We start from the raw sequence: 21,409 nt of genomic DNA on the forward strand, positions 1-21,409 counted from the left end.
ACGGAGACCCGGGATGGGCAAGCAGACAAACAAGATCAATAAATTCGCCTCATTGTCCCTGTTGGCGGCAGCCTCGCTGCTGTCGGCCTGCTCGACCTTCCAATCCAAGCCCGCGCCTGCGCCGGCCGAACCGGTGGTGGCCCGCGTCATCACCGAGGAGCCGCCGGTCGTCACCGCCAAGATGGCCGCCGCGCGCGACGCCTTGGGCCAGATGGTGGCGCTGCAGGACCGCCTGTACCGCATCGTCGCCCCGCTGTTGATCAACAACGCGGACCTGTGCCGCACGCAGGCGCGCAACCTGCTCGGCTTCACCGCCAAGAACAAATTCTCGTACAGCGGCGAATTCGTCGACGCCGCGCAAGCGGTGCTGAACTACGGCGACCGCCTGGAAGTGGCCAGCGTGCTGGCCGGCAGCGGCGCCGCGCGCGCGGGCCTGCGCAAGGGCGACGGCCTGGTCGCCGCCGAAGGCAAGACCCTGCCGACCGGCCAGAACGCCGAAACGCAGGCCGCCGGCATCCTCGGCCCGCTGGTCTCCGGCCACCAGTCGCTCAACCTGATCGTCGCCCGCAATGGCCGCAACCAGGAGATCAACGTGCCGGTCACGCGCGCCTGCGCCTTCAAGATCGACATCGGCAACTCGGACAATATCAACGCCTACTCCGACGGCCAGCGCGTGCTGATCACGCGCGGCATGGTCAACTTCGCGCAGAGCGACGAAGCCATCGCCTACGTGCTGGCCAAGGATATCGCCCACAATGTGCTGGGCCACGCAGCCACCACCCGCTCGGCCTACACGGTGGGCAGCATCATCGACAACCTGGTGTCGGTGCGGCCCGACGTGTACATGTTGATCGGCACCGCAGGCGTCAAGCCCATGCCGCAGGAGCTCGACGCGGCGGCCGACTACCTGTCGCTGTACATGGTGGCGCGCGCCGGCTACAGCCTGGATCACGCGCACGCCTTCTGGCAGCGCCTCGCGGGACAATATCCCGCCACGGTGCTGAACGGGTATACTGCCATTCATCCCGCCGTCAATTACCGCCTGTCGGTGATCGACAAGACCATCGCCGAAATCAAGGGCAAGCAGGCGGCCAAGAAACCGCTGGTGCCGTAGCACGGAGACCACCATGAACAAGCCGGGCCTGTTGGCAATCATCTTGATACTGATGTGTAGCTGGGCCCAGGCGGCGCAATGGGCCAAGGTCAAGGGCGATGGCGCCGGCGTGTTCTACATCGACAAGGCCAGCATCATCAAGGCCGACAAGACGCGCAAGGTCTGGTCCATGCGCAGCTTCAGCAAGCCGCAGACCACGCCCGAGGGCAAGCCTTACCGTTCGGTCAAGGCGCTTCATCTCTATTCCTGCGAAGACCGCACCACCGTGCTGCTGTCGCAAGTGTTCTACCCCGAGGCCATGGGCAAGGGGGAACCGGTCGAAAACTACAAATACGAGAAATTCAACCCGGAAGACATCGTGCCGGACAGCCCGTTCGACAACGCGCTGGCGGCCGTGTGCAAATAGCTTAGTTTGGGAGCTTAGTTGGGGAAGTTGGGGAACACATTCCCCATCAGCCAGGTCAGGCCCGCGCAGGCCAGCACGGCGAGTATCAGCACGATCAGCAGGCGGCCGAATTTAGGCGAGCCGTCGTCTTCCTTGGGAGTGGTCATGGCAGTTCCTGCAAGCTTTAGAGAGCCGTAGTATATTCCATCCATGGACAGCATCGACCTCGAAGTACTCAAAACCAGCGCAGCGTGGATCGCCGCCGGGCACCGCTGCGAACTGATCACCGTCATCAAGACCTGGGGCTCCAGTCCAAGGCCCATCGGCGCCACGCTGGCCATCTGCGACGATGGCACGGTGATAGGCTCTGTCTCCGGCGGCTGCATCGAGGACGACCTGATCGCCCGCGTACGCAACGAAGGCATGCGCCGCGCCGTTCCCGAAATCGTCAGCTACGGCATCACCGCCGACGAGGCGCACCGTTTCGGCCTGCCCTGCGGCGGCACCATCGAACTGGCCATCGAACCGCTGTCGCAGCGCAGCCGCATCGCCGAACTGCTGGAGCGGCTGGAGCGGCACGAACTGGTGCAGCGCCGGCTCGACCTGCACAGCGGCGACGTGGACCTGTCCAAGGCCGCGCCGGGCGCGCAGATGCAGGTCAGCGAGCGCGCCATGGTCAGCGTGCACGGCCCGCGCTGGCGGCTGCTGATCATTGGCGCCGGCCAGTTGTCGCGCTTCCTGGCGCAGATAGCCACCGCCATGGACTACCACGTCACCGTCTGCGATCCGCGTGAAGAGTACCGCGCCGGCTGGCAGGTCGACGGCGTGCAGCTGGTGCACGACATGCCCGACGATATCGTGCTGTCCATGCAGCTGGACCGCCGCAGCGCCGTGGTCGCGCTGACCCACGATCCCAAGCTGGACGACCTGGCCCTGATGGAGGCGCTGAAGTCGGATGCCTTCTACGTCGGCGCCATCGGCTCGCGCCTGAACAACAGCAAGCGCCGCGAACGGCTGCTGCAATTCGACCTGACGCCGGAACAGCTGGCCCGCCTGCATGGCCCGATCGGCCTGTACATCGGCAGCAAGACGCCATCCGAAATCGCCATCTCCATCCTGGCCGAAATGACGGCGATTAAAAACGGCGTGCCGACCGCAATGCTGATCCCGCACGCGGCCACGCCCACCGCGCCCGGCGAGAACGCCTGTGCCGTGGAGAGCGGCGCGGTATAGAAAACCGCAAGCCCGGACAATTCAAAAGCAAGAACCGGCTATCCCTACACAGGCCAGTACCGGACAATAACGCAATCAATCACCGACTGGAATCCGCATGAGCTCCGCCAATCTGTTCCGCCTGATCTTCCTCGCCGCCATCTGGGGCGGCTCCTTCCTGTTCATGCGTATCGCCGCGCCGGTGCTGGGCGCCGCCGTGTTGATCGAGTACCGCGTGCTGTTCGCGTCGCTGTTCCTGGCCGTGATCGCGCTGGTGCTGAAAAAGCCGCTGAACCTGCACCAACACTGGCAGCACTACCTGATCCTCGGCCTGTTCAACTCCGCGCTGCCGTTCCTGATGTTCGCCTTCGCCGCACGCACGCTGTCGGCGTCTCTGCTGGCCGTGCTGAACGCCACCACGCCGCTGTGGGGCACGCTGATCGGCGCCGTCTGGACCCGCCAGATGGTCAGCGCCAAGGTGATGCTCGGCCTGGTGCTGGGCGCTTGCGGCGTGGCGCTGCTGGTCGGCTTCGACCACGTCACCACCAAGCCCGGCGCCGGCATCGCCATCGCCGCCGTGCTGTTCGCGTCCTTCAACTACGGCATCGCCAGCAACTACGCCAAGCAGGCCAAGACGGTCGAACCGTTCTCCAACGCGCACGGCTCGATGTGGGCGTCGACGCTGCTGGTGCTGCCCGCGCTGCCCTTCTTCCCCGCCCCCGGTGAGCCGACCATCGGCATCATGGGCGCCGTGCTGGCACTGGGTGTGCTGTGCAGCGGCGTGGCTTACCTGATCTACTTCCGCTTGATCCAGGACGTCGGCCCCTCGTCGGCGCTGACCGTCACCTTCCTCAGCCCACTGTTCGGCATCCTGTGGGGCATGCTGTTCCTTGGCGAGAGCGTGGGCTGGTACACCTTCGTCGGCGCAGCGATCGTCATCACCGGCACCGCGCTGGTGACGGGCTTCCGTCCCAGCTTCGGCTTCCTGAACAAGGCCAAGACAGCGTGAAGCCTTTCGTCCTGGCCCTGCCGGCCAACTACCGGCTGCACGACGTACTGGCCTTCCACAGCCGCGACGCCGAAAGCGTGGCCGAGGAAGTCAGCCCCGAACGCCTGCGCAAGGGCATGCTGATCGCCGGCGTGCCGGTGGTGCTGGAGATCGTCCCCGACCACGTCGCCGCGCCCACCAGCGCCAGCTGCGCCGTGCATGCCGACGGCAAGCTGTCGCCGGCCGCGCAGGAGCAGGTGCGCGAGGCGGCGCTGAGCATCCTCGGGCTGCGCATCGATCCCGAACCGTTCAGCGCCTTCGCCGCCAAGGACAAGATGTTCGGGCCACTCACGCGCGCCCAACCCGGCCTGCGCATCGTGCAATCGGCCACCGTGTTCGAGGCACTGACGTGGGCCATCATCGGCCAGCAGATCAACCTGTCGTTCGCGATATCGTTGCGACGCACCTTCATCCTGCAGGCGGGCCGGCAGCACAGCAGCGGCTTGTGGTGCTACCCCGCCGCTGCCGATGCGGCCAGGCTGCAAATCGACGACCTAACCAGCCGCAAATTCTCGCGTGCGAAAGCGGAAACGGTGCTGCGCCTGGCCGGCCTGGTCGCCAGCGGCGAGCTGCCGCTGGAGCTGTCGCCATCGAACAGCATCGAACAGGTGTCCGCCGCGCTGCTGGCCGTCAAAGGCATCGGCCCGTGGACCGTCAACTACGGCCTGCTGCGCGGCTATGGCTATGCCGATTGCTCTCTGCACGGTGACGTCGCCATCCGCGCCGCGCTGCAAACCCTGCTCGGCGAAGAGACCAAGCCGGACATGCCGCGCACCGAAAAAATCCTGGCCAAGTACAGCCCTCACCGCACCATGGCCGCCGCCCACCTGTGGGCCAGCCTGCACCCGCGCGATCCTGAGTAAGATTCTGCTTGAGCCTGACGCTGCGTCAGGCTTTACGCTGCCTGCATTATCCTGAAGGAGTATGCAATGCAGCCATCGCCCCTCGGCCACCTGGCCGGCCCCAAGCCCAGCGCCTGGATGACCGCCACCTTGCGCGCCGCGCATCAACTGTTCGACCAGCCGCTGATCCTGCGCGATGCGATATCACTGCGCATCCTGGGCGTCGAACGTGAAGCCGCTTTGCGCGCCGAAGAGGACCGTCAACGCCATCCACTGGCGGTGGCCATGCGCGCCACGCTGGTGGTGCGCGCACGCCTGGCCGAAGACAACTGGCAGGCCGCGCATAGTCAAGGCGTGAACCAGTACGTGATCCTCGGAGCAGGCCTCGACACCTACGCCTATCGCGCCGACTGCCTGCCGTCCGCGCGCCTGTACGAAGTCGACCTGCCCGCCATGCAGCAGTGGAAGCGCGACTGCCTGCGCGCAGCGGACATCGCGGAACCGGCGTCGCTGCACTACGTCGCCACCGATTTCGAACGCACCGCGCTGAGCGACGACCTGCGGCAGGCAGGCTTGGACGACGATGCTCCGTCGTGCTTCTCCTGGCTGGGCGTCACCATGTACCTGCGGCCGGACGCCGTGATGCGCACCTTGCAGGATATAGCCTCCTGCCCGCAAGGCACCAGCATCGTGTTCGACTACTGCGTGCACGCCGACCAGCTGACGGAGACCGAACGTGTGGGACTTCAAGTCGTGAAGACCGCGCTGGCGGCGCAGGGCGAACACCTGCTCAGCGCCTTCGCGCCGCAGCAGCTGGAGCACATGCTACGCCACTACGGCTTCAGCCAGGTCGAACACTTCGGCGCGCAGGAACTCACCGAGCGCTATCTGGCCGACCGCGCCGACGGCCTGCGCCTGAGCGGCATCTTCCGCATGATCAGGGCCACGGTGTGAGCTGGCTGGAGCGACTCCTCCCGCCACACATCAAGCACGGCGGCGAACAGCGGCAATCCATCCCGTCCGGCCTGTGGCTCAAATGCCCGGCCTGCGATGCGGTGCTGTACCGCGCAGACCTGGAGGCGAATCTGCATGTCTGCCCCAAATGCAGCCACCATCTGCGCATCCGGGCGCGCGCCCGTCTCGATGCGCTGCTGGACATCGGCGGCCGCCATGAAATCGGCCAGGAAGTACTGCCCGTCGATACGCTGAAATTCAAAGGCAGCAAGAGCTATCCCGAACGTCTGAAAGCGGCGATGGAAGCCACCGGAGAAACCGACGCCATGATCGTCATCAGCGGCGCCATCCTGTCGGTGCCGGTGGTGGTGGCGTGCTTCGAGTTCGACTTCATGGGCGGTTCGATGGGCGCGGTGGTGGGCGAGCGCTTTGTGCGCGGCGTGCAGGCGGCGATCGACCAGCATGTGCCCTTCATCTGCATCACCGCCAGCGGCGGCGCGCGCATGCAGGAGGGGCTGATGTCGCTGATGCAGATGGCGAAGACCACCGCCATGCTGACCAGACTGGCGGATAAGAAGCTGCCCTTCGTGTCGGTGCTGACCGATCCGACTTCGGGCGGCATCTCAGCCTCGTTCTGCTTCCTGGGCGACCTGGTGCTGGCAGAGCCGAAGGCGCTGATCGCCTTCACCGGCGCGCGCGTCATCAAGAGCACGCTGGGCGTGACGCTGCCGGAGGGCTACCAGCGGCCCGAGTTCTTGCTCGAACGCGGCGCCATCGACATGATCGTCGACCGCCGCGCCATGCGAACAGAGTTGGCCGCGCTACTGGCGCTGCTGCTGAAACTGCCGAAGGATGCGCTGGCCTGAGACAGCACGGCTGTCGTACACTAGCGCGCATGAAAGAACATCGCGACCGCACCGTCCTGAAAATCGGCGAACTGGCCACGCGCACCGGCCTGACGGTGCGCGCGCTGCATCACTACGACAGCATCGGCCTGCTGACGCCATCGGCGCGCGCCGATTCCGGCTACCGCTTGTACAACCGTGACGACGTCGCGCGCCTGCATCAGATCCAGGCGCTGCGGCGCTTCGGCATGTCGCTGGCCGATATCGCCACCTTCCTCGCCAGCCCGGACGCGCCCTTCGCCGACATCGTCGCGCAGCAGATCGAGGCACTGGGCAGGGAGATCGCGCAAGCCAGCGCCTTGCGCGATCAGCTGTCGCAACTGCACCGGCAACTGGCCGACGGCGACGAGCCGGATCTGGAGGCGTGGCTGTCGGCGCTGACGCTGATGGGGCTCTACGAAAAATACTTCACCAAGGATGAGCTGAAACGCCTGCCCTTCTGGCAGCAGGATGCGCGCCGCAACAGCGGCTGGTCCACGCTGGTAGGGCAGATCCAGGCGCTGATCAATCAAGGCGTGCCAAGCAGCAGCGTACAGGCGCGTGAACTGTCGGAGCGCTGGATGCTGATGCTCGAACGCGATACGGCCGCCAATCCCGATTTCGTCCGGCGGCTGGGCATCATGATGGAGGTCGAGCCGTCGGCGCAGCAGCACACCGGCGTCACGCCGCAGCTGAAGCATTACATGGCCGACGCGTTCGCCGAGCACAAGCTGGCGCTGTATGCGCGCTATCTGGATGCCGATGAGCTGGAACGTCTGCGGGCCGGCATCTCCAGCCATGTGCCGGAGTGGATGGCGCTGATTGCGGCGGTCCATCAGCAGATGGAGAGTGGCGCGACGCCGGGCGACGCCACCTCGCAGGAGCTGGCGCGCGAGTGGATGAAGCTGTTCCGCATCCGCATCGGCGACAACCCTGCGACGCTGGCGAAAATCCGCCACGCGCACGAACAGGAACCGCGCCTGCTGACCGGCACCTGGATCACACCCGCCATGCTCGATTTCATCCGGCTATCCTACACTGCGGCGGTTTGATTCGGCGTAGAGTAAAGGTCCACACAACGCCCTACGCTAGCGGAGGTGCCCCATGGACGATCACATCAACAGCGATTACAAAACCGACATCCTTGCGTGGATCAACCACCAGGTGGAACTGCTGCGCGCCCGCAAGTTGGACGAGCTGGATCTGGAAAATCTCATCGAAGAAATCGCGTGCATGGGTATCGAATTGAAGCACGAACTGGAACACCGCATGGAACTGCTGATCATGCACCTGCTGAGGTGCAAGTACCAGCCCGAGCGCATCTCCGGCAGCTGGCGCGGGACCATCCGCGAGCAACGCCGCAGGATCGCCCGCTTGCTCAAAGACGCCCCCAGCCTGGCCCGCACCGTCGACGATTACCTGGACGAGAGCTACGCAGCAGCCGCCGCGCGCGCGGCCGACGAAACCGGGCTGCCCCCGGCGACATTCCCGCCGACGAACCCGTTCAGCAAACAACAAATCTTCGATCCCGACTTTTTGCCCTGAAAAACGAAAGAGCCCTGAACATGGTCAACCGCTACGCGATCCGGTTTGCCGACAAGTCCCAGCCGCCTGCAGTGTTGCCTCCCAAGCCACCCGCGATCTTCTGCCGCGTGTAGCGCCACGTGATCTTCGAATATTTCAGCGCGACGTGCTCGCCCAGGATGCCCCCCCTCGCGGATGGCTGGCGACACGCCGCCGATCAACACGCTCTCCAACGTGATCTCGAAATACTTGACCCGTTCACCCATCGCGTCAGCGCACATGAATTCGATCGTCGCCGACGCGATGGTCTTGCCCGACGAGCAAGCCTGCAGAAGCAATGGCGTGGAGAAGTCCGCAAGCTTGGATATCACGATGTCCCCGTGCTCGCATCGCTCGGAAGTATGTCCGCCGCCGGTAGAGGCCGTAGCTTACTTAACGGTGCCTCGATGCAAATCGGTGCCAACAGCCCACGGCGGCATCGGGCACTGATGAGACTGAAATCACGCTGGAGCGTGGATGCGGATGCTCTACTTGAACTGTTCACACAGAGCCTAATGCCGCTAAGTTACAGCTTACGCTTTGATCTCAACTGTGCTGCTTTCTTGGGCATTTCATATAAGGCGTCGAGCGTGTGTTCGAGGATTTCGACGGCTAGCTTCAGCTCCATGTCGGCGGGCCTTGCCAACTCATGAACCGCAGAATTACCGAGATAACGATGCTCATGAAGGGTATCCGCAGAAGCCTTGGTCAGCAGCCCTCGCTCATGCAAGCCGGCTATGCGTCCGCTCAGATCCGCTCTTCGAACGATTTTGGCGCAGCCACCTTTTTCCTGGACCTCCACTGGGCCGTCAGCAATGCCCTGTGCTGAGCAGATGCCCTCTACTAACGCCCTCAACCCAGCAGCACATAGCGTATTGCTCTCGGAGTTGAAGCAGTCAACCGATTCGGAGTAGATCCTGCGTAGTGCAGTGGGCACATTTTGGAAGGGTCGAGCGATCAGACTGCTCTCTTTTCTTAACGGGTATAACCGCTCGATGGTCCCATCCTCGCCGGGAGCTTGATTCTCTGAGAACCAGCTAGCATGGCGAAACGAGACTGTCGCCCCCCTGGCATTCGAGAATTTGATAGTGCTCGGTCCAAGATACATCCCATCCCTCATGCCGATTCCAAGCCGAACCGTCCTTATCAAGCGATACCGTGACGAGATGACGGGTAGGCCTTTTACACTCCAAGCAAAGCACTTGTCGTATATGGCCCTTCGTCTTGTTTTCGATGGAGTCTTCCTTGCTTTCGTCTTCCACTATTTTCACTCCTAAAGGCTACCGCTTTGAATCACTCCGCTATCGCGAACCGGACTACAGATGAACAGCAGTTCGCACTTTCGTTCGGATTTCTTCTAAGTGATGCTTCGGGCCTGGCCGCATCACCGACCAATAACGAGGAGCTCCTTTGTAGGTGCTCCCGCTGGTGAGCTCCACAACGTGATCGTGGGCGAGAAGCTTAACCAATACCGTGACCCCGCAACGTAGATTGACGAGCGGATCTTCTAAGCTATGGGCTTGACGGCTCAATGGCTCTAGACCATAAGGTCCTTCGTCCTCATAGCTGAGCTGAAGGAGTCCTATCGAATCGATGCCCAACGGTGGTGGCTCGTGATAAATGCTATGAGGATTCCAACTGGATTCACGAAACGCCATCGCGACAATCAGCTCAGACCAGAACTTCAATTTCAGATCAGCTGAGAGCCCGCTGTAGCCTTGAATGAAGCCATCAGGATTCCCTAGTTCTAAACTCGTTAAGTTGGCCTGAACAGAGCCTAGAAGCTGCTTGGACCAAGCCTTTCGCTCAGGCTTTTGGTCCCAAGATAAAACGATTTGTTCGCTCATGACGTGGCCTCGTTATCGTAGAGGTCTAGTTACCCATTGCCACCACACATGCATTTACGTTTGCCGGCACTTGCGAGGCTCTGCCAACGACGCCCCATTTAAGGAGATCTACAAGATTCTGCTTATCTTCTGCCTCTTTTTTAGCGGTCGCTGCTGCGGCCTGAAGATTATTGAGCTCAAGATTTAATTGGCTGAGCTTGACACTCTCGTCATCCAAAGTTTTTTTTAACCAATCCCTTCTTCTCTGCGACTGTCTCTTCTCTGAGTCCGCATCCGATAGTCTCTTCTGGATGAGATTTTTCTGGTTCTGCGGTGTGACAGATTGTGTGTTCATTTGCACAGAGTCGAACTCGCTCAGATCGGCTTGTGCAGTGAAGCTTTTCTCCTTAGCGTTCTGAAGTCTGTTGTCCTCGGCTGTGAACTTGTCTTTTGCACGGTCTGTTAACGTCACTGCGTGATCGTATTCAGCCTTCTTATCGGCTACGTTTTTTTGAGCTTCATTTGCAGCCTGTTGAGCCGTCTGGGCCGCATTTTTTGCTGCGTCCAGCAGTGGTTTTCCATCGGTAGCATCCGCTCCTTTTTTCGCGGCGGCCTGCCCTGTCACAGCACTCTGAATGTCGGCCACGGTAACGGTGGAGAGCACGACCTTGCTTTGCAAGGTGCGAAGCTTCAAGTCTATTTTTCCGATTGCACTGTGCAGGCTGACATACATGCCAGTGAGGGCGTTGTATGCGGTGTTTGTATCTGCTTCACTGACACCAGCCAATACGAAGTCTGCACGAGACGATTTGAATACACCCTCTGGGGTATAGGCCAACTGCCAGAAGGACGGAGCAACTGATGAAATCTCAGTAGAGAGGCAATCCATCGCCTGTGCGGCTAAGCCGTAATTCACGGCCTGCACAGTGAGGGCGTAGTGGCTGCTCCACAAATTAGAGAGGCCTGCAGCACCCGCGCCCGAGTTTCGAACTGCGTTGCTTTTGGTCGCCACACCGATCGCCGACACCACTATCCCCACGAACTGGAAATTGCTCACGACATCAATTTCGCCAAGTAAATATTTTTGGCGGTCCAAATAGGCTCCCTTCATGGCCATTGCCTGACTTTGCACACCGTTGATGGAGGTCTCCACCGGCATGATGGCAGGAGACTCATCGAAGGCTTTATCGTAAATAACCGATTTCCCGTTCAATACATACTGAGCTTTAAGGCCTGCTTTTCGCTCATCGGGTCCTGCCGGTTTGATATCTGGGCCGGCCACTTGACTCGGCATCACGCTGCAACCGCTAGACATCGCGGCAATCAAGACAACGGATACTGCTTTCATGACGTGCGAACGTGAAGGAGCAAGGCACTTGGTGAAGTGCATGTGTATTTCGTTAGGACGAGTTCCAGCAACAATGCGACGAAGTGGCATCAGGTGCATATTGTTCCCCAGTTTTTTTGGTATTGTTTTGATAATTATCAAATGATAATAATCCTTTTCCACGGAGAGATCTTTGTATTTTTTATTCTTACGACAGCTTTGTTGTCCTCGTCAGACGCTAGCATTCAAGAAGCAAGCTCAATGTAGGCTCATTAAAAGAGCCTCTTAGAGACGAACAATACAAACCTTGGATCGTCTATGATCTCCACCTCTCTCTATACCCAAGGATGGCCCTATATGAGTGCTGAGCACGAGGATCTTTTAACGCCCATATCGATTGCGGAACAAAATCCGAACGAGAGCAATGAGGAGGCATCATTGACCTCTACCTTCCGCGAGCTATTGGGAAGTGATTCGGCCACCATGGACTGTCAGTTGGCGGCGAAGTGCGTCACGATGTTGATTCAGCGGCTGGACCCTGCGTTAGATCTCAGTCGCCTACTTCGATGGGTCGTGGCTGAGGACATATACGAGGGAGCGGAGCAGCTAGCTGCCGAATTAGGTCGAGAGATCCGGCTCACGAAAACTGAAAACAGCACCTCTGGTGGTCGCATCGTTGAGACAGCGGAGGGAAGCATTTTGCTGTTGCCTGCATCAACGTTCAGATATCTGATCGATGGGCCTGAGGGTATGGCTCAATTTACTATTAATTTGCTCCATCACGAACTTTGCCACGTGCACGATGAAGCCGTGCGGAAGTCGATGCCTGGCTGGCACGATCAGATGACGGGCCGCCCGCTAACAAATCGTATGTTTGGCCCCATGATCTGGTTATGGGACGAATATTCAGCGAATAGGCGATCGACTAAGACCATCCAGCCCGATGTCGAGCGGTACCAATTTGAGCTGGTCGTGAAGGAGTATCCAACCGTTCGGGAGAACGTTGCAAAGGCCATCGAATCATGGCGCGATCATGGGGATATGGGGCAACTCTTTTCTGAACTTACATCGTCCTTTGGGCACCTCTTTAAGCTGCTTGGGTATTCACTCGGAAGTGCCGCAGGACGAGGCATTAGTCTGGAGCAGTTCGATCCTGTGTCCTATCAATTTCTTCGTGAGACGTGGCTTGCAAGCCTGCTCGAAGAAGAAAGCATCGAGCAGCTCAATACCCTCTACGAGACCTTTGGGAGCTGGTCCGGCATCGAGGTCTTCGATGAATTTGCCGAGACTTGCCGATTGGTCTTTTGGGATGTCGGCATTCAGATTCACGCTGACCACGATCGTCTCAGGGCTAAAATTCCTTGAGTGAGCGAGACATTCTCGCCTAGAGCCTTAAGTTCAGGACGAATGGGCCGAGCTGCCCACTATCGATTTATGCGTTTCTTGACGCTTTCGGCTTTGTAGCGGAAATAATAAACGCCGTGGCGATTGATGAGGAGACGAGGTGCTTTAATGTGCATGGTGGCTCATTCAGTGGCACACCCGGAAAGAAAAAAGCCGTTGACTCCCTAAAGAGTCAACGGCTTCTTCCTGAATTTGGTTGCGGGGACAGGATAAGTGTCTCGCCGAAGCTCTGTTCAGGCCAAGCCATTGAACCTAAAGGGCAATCGCGGATTGTGGCTTCCGGGCGCTTTGTTCAAGGGTGTGGCGAGAAGTGTATCACTTTCTGTTTCACAAAAAACCATCTATTGATGCTATATTTTATGCAATTACATTTTGGATATGGATATGAAAATTAACCAAATAATTTTTCTAGCCAATGGAGATATCGAAGTCCACTACACTGACAACAATGGGGCTAATCATACTAAAGTGATACCCAAGGCGGCGAACCTTCGGAGCCTCAAAGATGGACTGCTGATGGAGAAAATTAAATCTCTGCTAAATCTGCTGTGATAGTGGAAATATTTCAAGCGAGGTAAAGGTATCGAGATCACATTGAAATTCTGACCGTGCATCTATCGCTTGCATACATGCCCGAATTTCTTTACAGACAGCTTTGACACATTCCAGTTGAGTGGCGGACTCGGCTGTCGGTGAGTTCGCGTGCAGGTGGCTGCACTCCAATATGAAGCGGGACAAGACCTCGTCAACATTGCGGTTGACGGAATTAAGGATGATTTCCTTAATTGAGTTGACGTGTTTTTCTTGTGACATTTCGCTCTCCACGGAATGTGAAGTGTTTCTCATGCCATCTGAAACGAGTCAAGCTCTCCACTACTTTCTTATCCCATTTCAAAAAGACGCAAGGACATTAAGGCAGGACTCTAATCTTTCATGCAAGGAAAGAAACTAGCCTCTCAGCCAAGAGAGCCTTGTTTTTCAACTCGCACTCCCACAATACAAGCACTTTCCAACCATCGGATGCTAGTCTCTCTTTGTTTGCATTGTCACGTCGCTGCGTTCGCTGGATCTTGGTTCGCCAATACTCAGCACGCGTTTTTGGCTGTCGTGGACCGCGAGCGCATGTGTGACCATGCCAGAAGCAGCCATTGATAAAGATGGCCCGCTTCTTGCCGATCCAAGCGATATCGGGCTTGCCGGGAATGTCGTCGCGGTGGAGGCAGTAACCAGTCTGGCCCAGCTTGCGCAGGAGGCTCCTTACAAGGAGCCCGGCGACTTCTTTTGTCGTTGGAGAGCTTGGTCCAGCAAGTTGCGGATCACGGAGGCCAGTGTTCGGCGGGCGTCGTAGTTGAGCTTGAACGGCTGCGAGTTGAAAAACTCCACGAAGCGCACGGCGTCGAGCAGCATCGTGCCGACGCGATAGCCGCGCTCGACCAGAGCCGCGTGCAGCTTGCGATAGTGCGCGCCGCCAGCGGACGATACGAGACCCAACACGTTTTCCGCCACGAGAAGCGGCGGAGCGTCGTCTCCCATCTCGTCAATGATGCGGAGCCACTCCCAAACCAAGCCGCTGCGCTTGGCGCGGATGTCCCCGGCCACGCCCGCCAGCGACAGGTCTTGGCAAGGAAACGAGGTCCATGCGAGCGTCGCCGACGGCAGCTCTGCGCCAGCGACATCCGAGATCGATCCCAAGTGGAAATGCGTCTTGGTGTAGTTTGCGGTGTAGACGGCGCCTTTTTTGCCATCGATGTCGTTTGCCCAGATGGGCTTGAATGAGCTTTTCAGCCCTTGGGCGACCAATTGTGGAGCCGGCGACACGACCGTCGCCTCTGCTTGCAAGCTGTCGCGTAGATTCAAGACGGGATGACGCAGAGCGGCCAAAATGGGTTCCTCAATATCTAAAAGGCAACCAACATGAAAACTCTCCGCGTCTTCCGCCTGCTTTTGGCCTCCGGCGTTCTGCTGTTCGCTTGCGCCCAAAGCCATGCGGGCTTCGGCTACTGCACGCCGGATGCCCCGTCGCTCGCCTCGACAAAAACCAGCTCCGGCGGCGTGTTCACCATCGACATCGCGGCCAGCGCCGGCGGCTGCCCCTCCGGCCCGTCCGCCTTCGACGGCTCGCTCTCCACCCTCGTTGTGCCGTATTTCGCCGACGCCCATGCATCCATCTCCGCCCCCACAGGGTGGACGTGGCAAATCGTCTCCGACGACCGGCTCAATGTCGGACATGAAGCCGGAGCCTTGGTCTTCTCCGCCTCCACGGCTTCGGCCAGTGTCGCCCCGCGCTCAACACTGTCGGGCTTCCTGATCTCCTCCGCCTTCTCCGGTGTCCAAGCCACAGCCTTCCAAGCCACCACTGTCGGGCTGTTCACCACGGACTACTACTTCCCAAGCGCCACGTTCGGATACGACCTCATGCCTTTGATCCCCGGCAGCCCGATGGCCGTCGCGGCGCTGGATTTCCCGACGGCGCCGGTTCCCGAGCCAGCCTCTTGGGCGCTGCTCGCGCTGGGACTGGCTGTGATTTGGGTCTCGGCCAAGCGAAGCGCCGGGGACCAAGCCGCCTCCATTCTGGCCTGATACCACAAGGCTCCATCCAGACCTTGAATCCATGCGACAGCGCAGGAAAATTCCGGGGCCAAGCGACAGTCCGAGCAAGAGCCAACCTTGAGGTGCCCAGCCTGTTGTAATATGCAAAAAAGCAATGACGATTTGACATCCGGCGGCCACGCATCCTGCGGGCTCGCCGCGACGTCCACACGCGCGTAGGAAAAACCGTCGGCCCACGAATGGGTCGCTCTCGGCCTTGCGGACGCGCTTGTCAAAGCTGCCCCTTGGACAAACTGAGAGAAGGCCAACCGCCTGCATGAATTCGCTCGCCTACCATGTCGTGGTCCACGCCCTTGAAGGGCGGGCCGGATGGACGCCCATATCGCGATTTGTCGCGGCCGTGGCCCACGTCATCGACGGGCATCTCCCCTACGAGCGCTACAACGCGGCGGGCCGCGCGCGCGCGGCCGAGGGCGTCACCGAGGGCCAGATCGAGAGCGCCGTCCGCGAATTCCTTCTCACGGACCTCTCCCTCGGCGTCAGGACCACCAGCATGCTGTCGAGCCCAGAGGTCGTGGTGGCCGCCTACAACTCTTACAACGCCTCGGCGAAAATCGCGGTGCGCACGAGCGTGTCCCTGCCGAGCGGCGGGCCGGGCTCCGGCGCGGTCGTGGCCCAGCGGCGCGTGCTGATCGGAACCCCTGACCCCGGCCCCTGCCGCGTGGGCACCCTCGCCATGTTCGACGGCTTGCTTGGCTTCGTGGAGAGGAACGCCCGCCTTGGAGGGCCGCCGCGACGAAGCCTTGGAACCGTGGCGGAGCTGCTTGGCGTCTCCAACTCGGCGGCGGCGGAGGCGTCCGCGATCTTTGAGGCCGAGGGCTCGATGTCCGTTGGCGAGCTGGCCCAACGGCTCGGCTGCCACCAGCGCTCGCTCGAACGCAAACTGAAATCAGAAGGAGTGACCGCTGAGGCGCTCCGCCAAGCGGCCCGAATCCTCCGGGCCGCCGACAGGCTAGGCTCTGATGCCAGCCTCACCACCATCGCTGTCGAGGAGGGCTTCTCCGACCTCTCCCACATGACCCGATCTTTCAAATCTTCGGCGGCAATGCAGCCAAGCCTTTTGCGGGGACTGCTCCGGGCAGACGCGCTCGCCCGAGCCTCATGTGGAGGCTATGACGGAGAAGGCGAAGCGGGACGACACGCGCTGCGGACGTAGCGTCCCACATTCCCCCCTCAGCTCCCCAATCCCCTAATTCCAAGCGGCGATCCTGCTGGCGGTTCTCAATTTCCCATTCCAGCACGGCTACTCGACGCGCGAGACGCATGTGGCGCGCATGTCCCTTGCTCGTCGGAGCGGCGGGCCTCGATGCTTGGCTGCCGAACGCCCGAAAAGCTTTGCGCCATTTTCGAAAAAGACGACCGTGTCGCATGGATTCAAGCCAGCGACCACGCCTGGCCTGTAACTTCTGCATGTTGGAGAGGGCGACAGAGCAGCCAACGCCAGCGCGGCGCGCATGCGGTGCGCGCTCAACGAGCTCAATGAGGTGTATGCGGGGCGATGCCTGTTCAACGTGGCGCATGGGACTCATGCGGTGCATGCGCGGTGCGCGCGTCTGCCCAGGCTTGCGTCTGGGGCGTGTATGCCTTTGTGTATCCGCAGACGAGTCAGCGTTTGGGCTTGCCCGGCTTCTTGGGCTCGAGTCGGCGAGCCAGTGTCTTGACGAGGTCGGCGACCATGTCGCGGTCGGCCGAGTCGAGTTTGGCTAGCTGTTGGGCGATCAGGACGGCTTGGTCCGGCAGCGAGTCGCTCGCGCCAAGCAGCATGTCTGCGGAGCTGCACCCAAACATCTCGCCGAGGACCACCAAGCGCTCGGCGTTGACGGAGCCGACGCCGCGCTCCATTCGCGAGACGGCCTCGGGGCCGATGCCGAGGAGCTCGGCGACGGATTCTTGAGTCAGCCCGGCTCGCTGCCGGGCCGTGCTGATTTCATGGCCTATGGCCTTGCGCAAGTATGCGGCTCGCTCCTCCGCGCTGGTGGCCGAAGGGGGCGGCTGTCCGTCGTATGTGTAGAAGTAGAACATTTGGGTTTCCTCGATTCAACCTGAATGGTGGACACCCGGCCAGAAGCTTTGAAGGACTTAAAAGGTTGAATGTCAACCAATTTGGTTTATTATGCGTTTTTGACAGGACGGCAGACGCCCGTGTGCCAACGTGAGGAGAAGGAGAAAGAGATGGGATTTTTCGCGACGATATTTGTGCTTTGGGGCTTGTTCTTTTCGCTGTTCATCCCCGCCGCCCCCGGTGGGCTGGCGGCGTTGGGGCTGTTCGCTTTCGCTTGGGTGCCGACGGGCCTCTTGGTTTGGTTCGTGCTGCGCCGAGCCGGCCAGCGCGAAAAGCTGCATCGGGAAATGCTCGGCGCCGTCGGCGTCCCACAGGGAACTGGCTTCGACCACGCCGAGGATGGCACGGGCATCGCGTTGAACCGTTCGATGCGGCAAATCGGGGTGCTGGCGGATGGGGCTTGGAAAATCTATCCCTACGACGAAATCCGCAAGTGGGCGATCCAGTCGCAGACGGCCGGGCGCGTCGTTGGCGGCCTCGGCGTAGCCAACAATGTCGCGGCGGCCGGAGCCAACGCTCGGATGGCGAAGGAGGCCAGCGCCAACACCGGCCTGTTCCTGACAGTCAAGGATTTGCAGGCGCCCCAGTGGCGCGTCGCGATGAAGGAGCCGATGGTCCGAGCGCGGTGGATGGAGCTGTTGCAGCAAGAAATCAACGAGGGCGGCGTCGCGGCGTGACGCGCGCCGAGCAGAACGCAAGACAACAATCGAATGGAGAACTAAATGGCAATGCACGACAAGATCAAAAATGTGATGATCGCGACCGCCTCGGCGCTGGCGGCCTTGGCCCTCTCTGGCTGCGGCCAGTCTGGCCCAAGCGAATCGGACGTCCAAGCCGCGATGCTGCGGCAGCTCGAAGCGATGGCGGGGAAAGCGGACGCTGCAAAACAGAAGGACGAGTTCGCGAAGGTCAAAGTGGTCAAATGCGAGAAGGGGCAGCTGGACGCCTTCGTGTGCGAGATCGACGGCCCGATGGGGCACGCTGTCGGGCGCTTCAAAAAAGAGAGTGAGGGCTGGGTCTTCTTGGGCGCTGGCGGCTGAGGAGGCGTGCCGGCCTGTTGGATTCTGGCGCATGGCGTCGTCGAGGCTGCGCGGTGCCGATGTGCCACACATGTGTGACGAGACGGTGGTTTGCGAGCCTTTTGAGGTTATACACCCGACGCACCAATGTGCGGTGCAAATGCGGTGCGCCCGCTTTTTTGTAGATACAAGAGCTTGGGGCTCGCCCCGGAAGGCTTGACGACGCTCCCGATTCCAAGCTTGCAAGAAGCTGCCCCCTCGGATCAGGAGGGGGCAGGCGCCAAACGATTTTGGCTGGCAGGTTGAGCTCACAGCGAAGGAGTGGAAGACTTCTCAGCGCCTTGGCTTGCCGTCTTTGTCCAGAGCCGCGCCAAATCCGCCGTTGGATAGCTTGGCATATACGTTGCAATCCCAGCCGCCGCCAGAATTTTTCATCCACACGAGGTATGCTCCGCCGGTCAAGTCCGCGCGGGCCAACGCGCTGTTGTTCCAGATCAAATCCACCAACACCGGCATGGCGGCATTTTCCCGCAATCTCAAATTCCGGCGGTCCATTGCGACGAACTTCACCTCGAACCTCATCGCGACATGAGATTTGCCGGCGGCCTCCGTCCCGATCCAGCGCGCGTCGGCTTGGGCGACTCTTTCACACGCCGCGCCTCTTGCCGCTTCCTCGCGGCGCAAACACTCCGATGGGGAAAACCACTCAATCGCTGCGGGCGAGAAACCATCGGATTTTGGAGCGGCCGTCATCCCGAAAGACGACACGAGCGAGGGAAGCATGCGGCAAACCTCGGCAAGGCGCTCGTTTGAATGGCGCGTCTCCCTTGCCAGCTTGGATACCGATTCTTCGAGATCGGCCACACTTCCGCCTCCCAACCAGTCCATAGTATCGTTGCTCGTCAGCGCCGAGTTGATGGCGAAGTCGATCACATCGATTGGGTTTGCATCTTCGTCCATGTTCGCCTTCAATTTTTGAAGCTTTGGCATCCTGGCTCGGGTGAGGCGGACGGAGACGCCTGCTCGGGTCCACGCATTTTTTTTGCCACCGGCTGCAATTGATTTTTCTTTGCTAGTCATGGGGTTCCCTTGTTTCAGTGTGGACGCGGGCCGAAGCCAGCGCAAAGAAAAGGGCCGCCAAGGCAGCGGCCCCTGCATGCAAAGCGTGTCATTCCATGCGGCTGGCGAGCTCCGAGCCGCGCAGATTGGCGTAGCGGTTGAGCATGGCCAGGCTGCCGTGGCCGGCGATCCTCATGATTTCATACACTGAGAGCTGGCGTTTTCGGAGAACCATGCGGCTGATCGCCTCGTGCCTCAGGTCGTGGAAGCGATAGTCCACGAGGCCAGCGTGCTTGACTCGAAGCCGGAAGTTCTGCGATACGGCCTTCGGATTGAGCATGGTGTGAAATATGCGCTGATCGCCAAGCATTTGCTGGGCCATGAGCTGCGCCACGATGCTCATGGCCTTGGCCGAGAGCGGAATGGCGCGTGAATATTTGCATTTTGTGTGCTCTTTGGGAAGGGTCCAAAGGCGCTCGGCCAAGTCCACTTCGCTCCAAGTGGCCAAAATCAATTCTTGAAGGCGCGCTCCGGTTTCAAGAGCCAGCCCCACAAGGAGCGGCCATTGATTCTGACCATCGTCGATTTTGGCTTTGGCCAGCGTCGCCATCAGAGCGTTCTCCTCGGTTTCGGACAGCCGCCGCTCCCGATTGTTTTGCCACCCTTTGGGCAACAGGTCGGAGGAAAATGGGAACTGCGGCACCGCGACGTCCAGTTCGTTGGCCCGCCAACGGATCGCCAAGCCGACAAGTCCAAGATGGCCTTTGAGCGTGGCCCACGTCAAAGGCCGTCCCATGTGGGACAGTCTAGGCTTCATGGATGTCAGATAGGCCTTGATCCAGCTTCGACGCACGTCTCCCACCTTGACATCGCCAATCGCTTTCAAAACCTTGGGGGCCATCTTTTTGTAATGCGGCTTGCACCTTTCGCTTCTGATGAACATGCGGATGACAGATCGAAGCTCCTCGTTTTGAAAGTCCAAGGCCGTGGCTGCAAGAGCTCGTTCCGGCAAAACTGCGCCGCGTCCGGTGCGGATTTTTCGCTCCGTGACGCGGGCAAAGGTTTCCGCCTCAGGTTTGGAGGGAAAGCTTTGGACGATTTTCGGGGAGCCCTTGATGCGAATGGTGACCTGCCAAGATGTGGTCTCTTTGTTTTTTCGTTCGACGATGCTCGCCATGCGGTTCTCCTTGTGGTTGTTGTCGAGAGCGCTGCCGTAGACATAGGCGGTCCAAAAGTCGTTTCGGCCCATTTTTTTTGAGCTTCGCGACAAAAGGAGTGCTGCGACGGCGACACCTCACGTCAACTAAATCGAAGGAGGCCAACCCCCACAAGGTGCGCTTTGGAGCATGAAGGAGCACTGGCAGCCCCTGTGCAGGGCAGCATTGGAGGTGGATCGGGGGGAAATAGGTCGTTTTTTAAATTTATAAATAATAAAAATGCTTCATCTTTGTGCGTTTTGCACAGATTTGCCTGCTCCGATTTCTACGCACTGCTGCGCGCAGCAATAAATTTACCGGACGAACGGTGCGAAGATTTAAGGGCGTTGCGGACGAACGGCGACGTCGGATCGCATTCAAACGCTGGGCGACAGGCGGATGTCGATTTTGCGTGGCTGGCCGGCCTTCATTTTGGAGAGGCAGGCCAAGCCTCGATGGGGAGATGGCATGGAAAGCGAGAACGAGGGGATGCGCGATCAACGCGAGCGGGCCAAGTCGTATTTGGCGGAAAAGTTTGGGATCGGCTCCGCCTTCGTCCGGGTTCCGACCCTGTCCAAGATTCTGGGCCTAGCCCCTCCGACAATCTACGCCTCGATCCGCGAGGGCCGGTTCTGCATGCCGCACCGCCATTTGGGCTCGGTCCCGGTGGTGAAGATGGACGACTTGGCGGAGTGGTATTGCCAAGCGGGGGAGCGCCCCCGCCCGAAGCCGGAATCCGACGGGGAGGCCGTGGCCCGCTCGCTGGCCCGGAAACATCGGGAGCGGGAAAACGCCGACTTGCTGGTCGCCGAGGTTTTCGCCGAAATGGGCCTCTCTCGTCACAGGCGGCGCCCGCCGCGAGCTGGAGCCCTGTGACGCCAAGCCAGGCGCCGGCCCCGAGGCC

General features: G+C 60.2%; 24 protein-coding genes and 1 pseudogene. 15 read left to right on the forward strand and 10 right to left on the reverse strand.

What is annotated here, in order from left to right; all coding sequences use genetic code 11:
- Nucleotides 1-13: 13 nt before the first annotated feature.
- Both GEV01_RS15430 and GEV01_RS15435 read left to right on the forward strand, forming a co-directional pair.
- Entirely contained in the window at nt 14-1,114 is a 1,101-nt protein-coding gene (locus tag GEV01_RS15430) for a M48 family metallopeptidase (protein WP_152805941.1), read from the forward strand.
- 13 nt (nt 1,115-1,127) lie between these two features.
- Nucleotides 1,128-1,520: a surface-adhesin E family protein gene (locus GEV01_RS15435; protein ID WP_152805943.1), complete on the forward strand. Its 393-nt coding sequence runs from the start codon at nt 1,128-1,130 to the stop codon at nt 1,518-1,520.
- A gap of 14 nt (nt 1,521-1,534) precedes the next feature.
- Here GEV01_RS15435 and GEV01_RS31330 read toward each other — a convergent pair whose 3' ends face one another.
- Nucleotides 1,535-1,666: a hypothetical protein gene (locus tag GEV01_RS31330; protein WP_008451449.1), complete on the reverse strand. Its 132-nt coding sequence runs from the start codon at nt 1,664-1,666 to the stop codon at nt 1,535-1,537.
- 43 nt (nt 1,667-1,709) lie between these two features.
- On the opposite strand from GEV01_RS31330, the gene GEV01_RS15440 reads away from it, so the two are divergent.
- The 7 genes from GEV01_RS15440 to GEV01_RS15470 all read left to right on the forward strand — a co-directional run bounded on the left by GEV01_RS15440 (nt 1,710) and on the right by GEV01_RS15470 (nt 7,984).
- Entirely contained in the window at nt 1,710-2,732 is a 1,023-nt protein-coding gene (locus GEV01_RS15440) for an XdhC family protein (protein WP_152805946.1), read from the forward strand.
- Nucleotides 2,733-2,829: 97 nt separating this feature from the next.
- Nucleotides 2,830-3,720 (forward strand): DMT family transporter, encoded by an 891-nt coding sequence (locus GEV01_RS15445; RefSeq protein ID WP_152805949.1) that lies wholly within the window; start codon nt 2,830-2,832, stop codon nt 3,718-3,720.
- Nucleotides 3,717-4,622 carry a DNA-3-methyladenine glycosylase 2 gene (locus GEV01_RS15450; protein WP_328595529.1) on the forward strand — a complete coding sequence of 302 codons (906 nt, stop codon included), beginning with the start codon at nt 3,717-3,719 and terminating at the stop codon, nt 4,620-4,622. Before GEV01_RS15445 ends, GEV01_RS15450 begins: the two co-directional genes overlap by 4 nt.
- Nucleotides 4,623-4,688: 66 nt before the next feature.
- Nucleotides 4,689-5,555, forward strand: coding sequence for a class I SAM-dependent methyltransferase (locus GEV01_RS15455; protein WP_152805952.1), 867 nt, complete (start codon nt 4,689-4,691; stop codon nt 5,553-5,555).
- On the forward strand, nt 5,552-6,421 hold the full coding sequence (gene accD / locus GEV01_RS15460; protein WP_328595530.1) for an acetyl-CoA carboxylase, carboxyltransferase subunit beta: 870 nt from the start codon (nt 5,552-5,554) through the stop codon (nt 6,419-6,421). Before GEV01_RS15455 ends, accD begins: the two co-directional genes overlap by 4 nt.
- A gap of 29 nt (nt 6,422-6,450) precedes the next feature.
- The gene (locus tag GEV01_RS15465; RefSeq protein ID WP_152805955.1) at nt 6,451-7,491 is read left to right on the forward strand and encodes a MerR family transcriptional regulator; all 1,041 of its coding nucleotides are present in this window, start codon (nt 6,451-6,453) and stop codon (nt 7,489-7,491) included.
- A gap of 52 nt (nt 7,492-7,543) precedes the next feature.
- The gene (locus GEV01_RS15470; protein WP_152805958.1) at nt 7,544-7,984 is read left to right on the forward strand and encodes a DUF29 domain-containing protein; all 441 of its coding nucleotides are present in this window, start codon (nt 7,544-7,546) and stop codon (nt 7,982-7,984) included.
- Nucleotides 7,985-8,015: 31 nt separating this feature from the next.
- On the opposite strand, the pseudogene GEV01_RS15475 reads toward GEV01_RS15470, so the two are convergent.
- From GEV01_RS15475 to GEV01_RS15490, 4 genes and pseudogenes are all read right to left on the reverse strand, one after another.
- A pseudogene (locus GEV01_RS15475) lies at nt 8,016-8,391 on the reverse strand (Hcp family type VI secretion system effector); the annotation flags it as partial.
- A 137-nt stretch (nt 8,392-8,528) separates the two neighbouring features.
- The gene (locus tag GEV01_RS15480) at nt 8,529-9,122 is read right to left on the reverse strand and encodes a DUF4145 domain-containing protein (RefSeq protein WP_152805961.1); all 594 of its coding nucleotides are present in this window, start codon (nt 9,120-9,122) and stop codon (nt 8,529-8,531) included.
- Between the two features lie 196 nt (nt 9,123-9,318).
- The gene (locus GEV01_RS15485) at nt 9,319-9,849 is read right to left on the reverse strand and encodes a transglycosylase SLT domain-containing protein (RefSeq protein WP_152805964.1); all 531 of its coding nucleotides are present in this window, start codon (nt 9,847-9,849) and stop codon (nt 9,319-9,321) included.
- Between the two features lie 25 nt (nt 9,850-9,874).
- Entirely contained in the window at nt 9,875-11,338 is a 1,464-nt protein-coding gene (locus GEV01_RS15490) for a hypothetical protein (RefSeq protein ID WP_152805966.1), read from the reverse strand.
- Between the two features lie 174 nt (nt 11,339-11,512).
- Between GEV01_RS15490 and GEV01_RS15495 the strand changes: the two genes are divergently transcribed.
- The gene (locus GEV01_RS15495) at nt 11,513-12,520 is read left to right on the forward strand and encodes a hypothetical protein (RefSeq protein ID WP_217428415.1); all 1,008 of its coding nucleotides are present in this window, start codon (nt 11,513-11,515) and stop codon (nt 12,518-12,520) included.
- Between the two features lie 970 nt (nt 12,521-13,490).
- On the opposite strand, the gene GEV01_RS31520 is transcribed toward GEV01_RS15495, so the two are convergent.
- Nucleotides 13,491-13,808: a very short patch repair endonuclease gene (locus GEV01_RS31520; protein WP_152807057.1), complete on the reverse strand. Its 318-nt coding sequence runs from the start codon at nt 13,806-13,808 to the stop codon at nt 13,491-13,493.
- A gap of 8 nt (nt 13,809-13,816) precedes the next feature.
- Nucleotides 13,817-14,440: a DNA cytosine methyltransferase gene (locus tag GEV01_RS15505; protein WP_217428417.1), complete on the reverse strand. Its 624-nt coding sequence runs from the start codon at nt 14,438-14,440 to the stop codon at nt 13,817-13,819.
- Nucleotides 14,441-14,473: 33 nt separating this feature from the next.
- Here GEV01_RS15505 and GEV01_RS15510 point away from each other — a divergent pair, with 33 nt between their 5' ends.
- Nucleotides 14,474-15,139 carry a PEP-CTERM sorting domain-containing protein gene (locus GEV01_RS15510; RefSeq protein WP_152805974.1) on the forward strand — a complete coding sequence of 222 codons (666 nt, stop codon included), beginning with the start codon at nt 14,474-14,476 and terminating at the stop codon, nt 15,137-15,139.
- A gap of 286 nt (nt 15,140-15,425) precedes the next feature.
- Entirely contained in the window at nt 15,426-16,325 is a 900-nt protein-coding gene (locus GEV01_RS15515; protein WP_152805977.1) for a helix-turn-helix domain-containing protein, read from the forward strand.
- 449 nt (nt 16,326-16,774) lie between these two features.
- Here the strand turns inward: GEV01_RS15515 and GEV01_RS15520 are convergent, their stop codons facing one another.
- Nucleotides 16,775-17,191, reverse strand: coding sequence for a helix-turn-helix domain-containing protein (locus GEV01_RS15520; protein ID WP_152805980.1), 417 nt, complete (start codon nt 17,189-17,191; stop codon nt 16,775-16,777).
- Nucleotides 17,192-17,260: 69 nt separating this feature from the next.
- On the opposite strand from GEV01_RS15520, the gene GEV01_RS15525 reads away from it, so the two are divergent.
- Together GEV01_RS15525 and GEV01_RS15530 are read left to right on the forward strand one after the other, a co-directional pair.
- Nucleotides 17,261-17,908, forward strand: a complete 648-nt coding sequence (locus tag GEV01_RS15525) for a DUF4755 domain-containing protein (protein ID WP_152805983.1) — start codon at nt 17,261-17,263, stop codon at nt 17,906-17,908.
- Nucleotides 17,909-17,953: 45 nt separating this feature from the next.
- Entirely contained in the window at nt 17,954-18,271 is a 318-nt protein-coding gene (locus GEV01_RS15530) for a hypothetical protein (protein ID WP_152805986.1), read from the forward strand.
- Nucleotides 18,272-18,583: 312 nt separating this feature from the next.
- Here the strand turns inward: GEV01_RS15530 and GEV01_RS15535 are convergent, their stop codons facing one another.
- On the reverse strand, nt 18,584-19,330 hold the full coding sequence (locus GEV01_RS15535) for a hypothetical protein (RefSeq protein WP_152805989.1): 747 nt from the start codon (nt 19,328-19,330) through the stop codon (nt 18,584-18,586).
- An 88-nt stretch (nt 19,331-19,418) separates the two neighbouring features.
- Complete coding sequence (locus GEV01_RS15540; protein WP_174999392.1) at nt 19,419-20,486, reverse strand: site-specific integrase; 1,068 nt, start codon at nt 20,484-20,486, stop codon at nt 19,419-19,421.
- 487 nt (nt 20,487-20,973) lie between these two features.
- Between GEV01_RS15540 and GEV01_RS15545 the strand changes: the two genes are divergently transcribed.
- Nucleotides 20,974-21,381 (forward strand): hypothetical protein, encoded by a 408-nt coding sequence (locus tag GEV01_RS15545; RefSeq protein ID WP_152805994.1) that lies wholly within the window; start codon nt 20,974-20,976, stop codon nt 21,379-21,381.
- Nucleotides 21,382-21,409 lie beyond the last annotated feature (28 nt).

Source organism: Rugamonas rivuli (assembly GCF_009380165.1).
In the GTDB taxonomy this organism is placed as follows: domain Bacteria; phylum Pseudomonadota; class Gammaproteobacteria; order Burkholderiales; family Burkholderiaceae_D; genus Rugamonas; species Rugamonas rivuli.

Bases quoted from the DNA above. Each gene is read 5' to 3' on its own strand.
- GEV01_RS15435 (WP_152805943.1), top strand. From the start codon at position 1,128: ATGAACAAGCCGGGCCTGTTGGCAATCATCTTGATACTGATGTGTAGC.
- GEV01_RS15445 (WP_152805949.1), top strand. From the start codon at position 2,830: ATGAGCTCCGCCAATCTGTTCCGCCTGATCTTCCTCGCCGCCATCTGG.
- GEV01_RS15470 (WP_152805958.1), top strand. From the start codon at position 7,544: ATGGACGATCACATCAACAGCGATTACAAAACCGACATCCTTGCGTGG.
- GEV01_RS15540 (WP_174999392.1), bottom strand. From the start codon at position 20,486: ATGGCGAGCATCGTCGAACGAAAAAACAAAGAGACCACATCTTGGCAG.
- GEV01_RS15525 (WP_152805983.1), top strand. From the start codon at position 17,261: ATGTCAACCAATTTGGTTTATTATGCGTTTTTGACAGGACGGCAGACG.
- GEV01_RS15465 (WP_152805955.1), top strand. From the start codon at position 6,451: ATGAAAGAACATCGCGACCGCACCGTCCTGAAAATCGGCGAACTGGCC.
- GEV01_RS15430 (WP_152805941.1), top strand. From the start codon at position 14: ATGGGCAAGCAGACAAACAAGATCAATAAATTCGCCTCATTGTCCCTG.
- GEV01_RS15480 (WP_152805961.1), bottom strand. From the start codon at position 9,122: ATGAGGGATGGGATGTATCTTGGACCGAGCACTATCAAATTCTCGAAT.
- GEV01_RS15440 (WP_152805946.1), top strand. From the start codon at position 1,710: ATGGACAGCATCGACCTCGAAGTACTCAAAACCAGCGCAGCGTGGATC.
- GEV01_RS15535 (WP_152805989.1), bottom strand. From the start codon at position 19,330: ATGACTAGCAAAGAAAAATCAATTGCAGCCGGTGGCAAAAAAAATGCG.
- GEV01_RS15545 (WP_152805994.1), top strand. From the start codon at position 20,974: ATGGAAAGCGAGAACGAGGGGATGCGCGATCAACGCGAGCGGGCCAAG.
- GEV01_RS15520 (WP_152805980.1), bottom strand. From the start codon at position 17,191: ATGTTCTACTTCTACACATACGACGGACAGCCGCCCCCTTCGGCCACC.
- GEV01_RS15455 (WP_152805952.1), top strand. From the start codon at position 4,689: ATGCAGCCATCGCCCCTCGGCCACCTGGCCGGCCCCAAGCCCAGCGCC.
- GEV01_RS15495 (WP_217428415.1), top strand. From the start codon at position 11,513: ATGAGTGCTGAGCACGAGGATCTTTTAACGCCCATATCGATTGCGGAA.
- GEV01_RS15515 (WP_152805977.1), top strand. From the start codon at position 15,426: ATGAATTCGCTCGCCTACCATGTCGTGGTCCACGCCCTTGAAGGGCGG.
- GEV01_RS15485 (WP_152805964.1), bottom strand. From the start codon at position 9,849: ATGAGCGAACAAATCGTTTTATCTTGGGACCAAAAGCCTGAGCGAAAG.
- GEV01_RS15530 (WP_152805986.1), top strand. From the start codon at position 17,954: ATGGCAATGCACGACAAGATCAAAAATGTGATGATCGCGACCGCCTCG.
- GEV01_RS15510 (WP_152805974.1), top strand. From the start codon at position 14,474: ATGAAAACTCTCCGCGTCTTCCGCCTGCTTTTGGCCTCCGGCGTTCTG.
- GEV01_RS31330 (WP_008451449.1), bottom strand. From the start codon at position 1,666: ATGACCACTCCCAAGGAAGACGACGGCTCGCCTAAATTCGGCCGCCTG.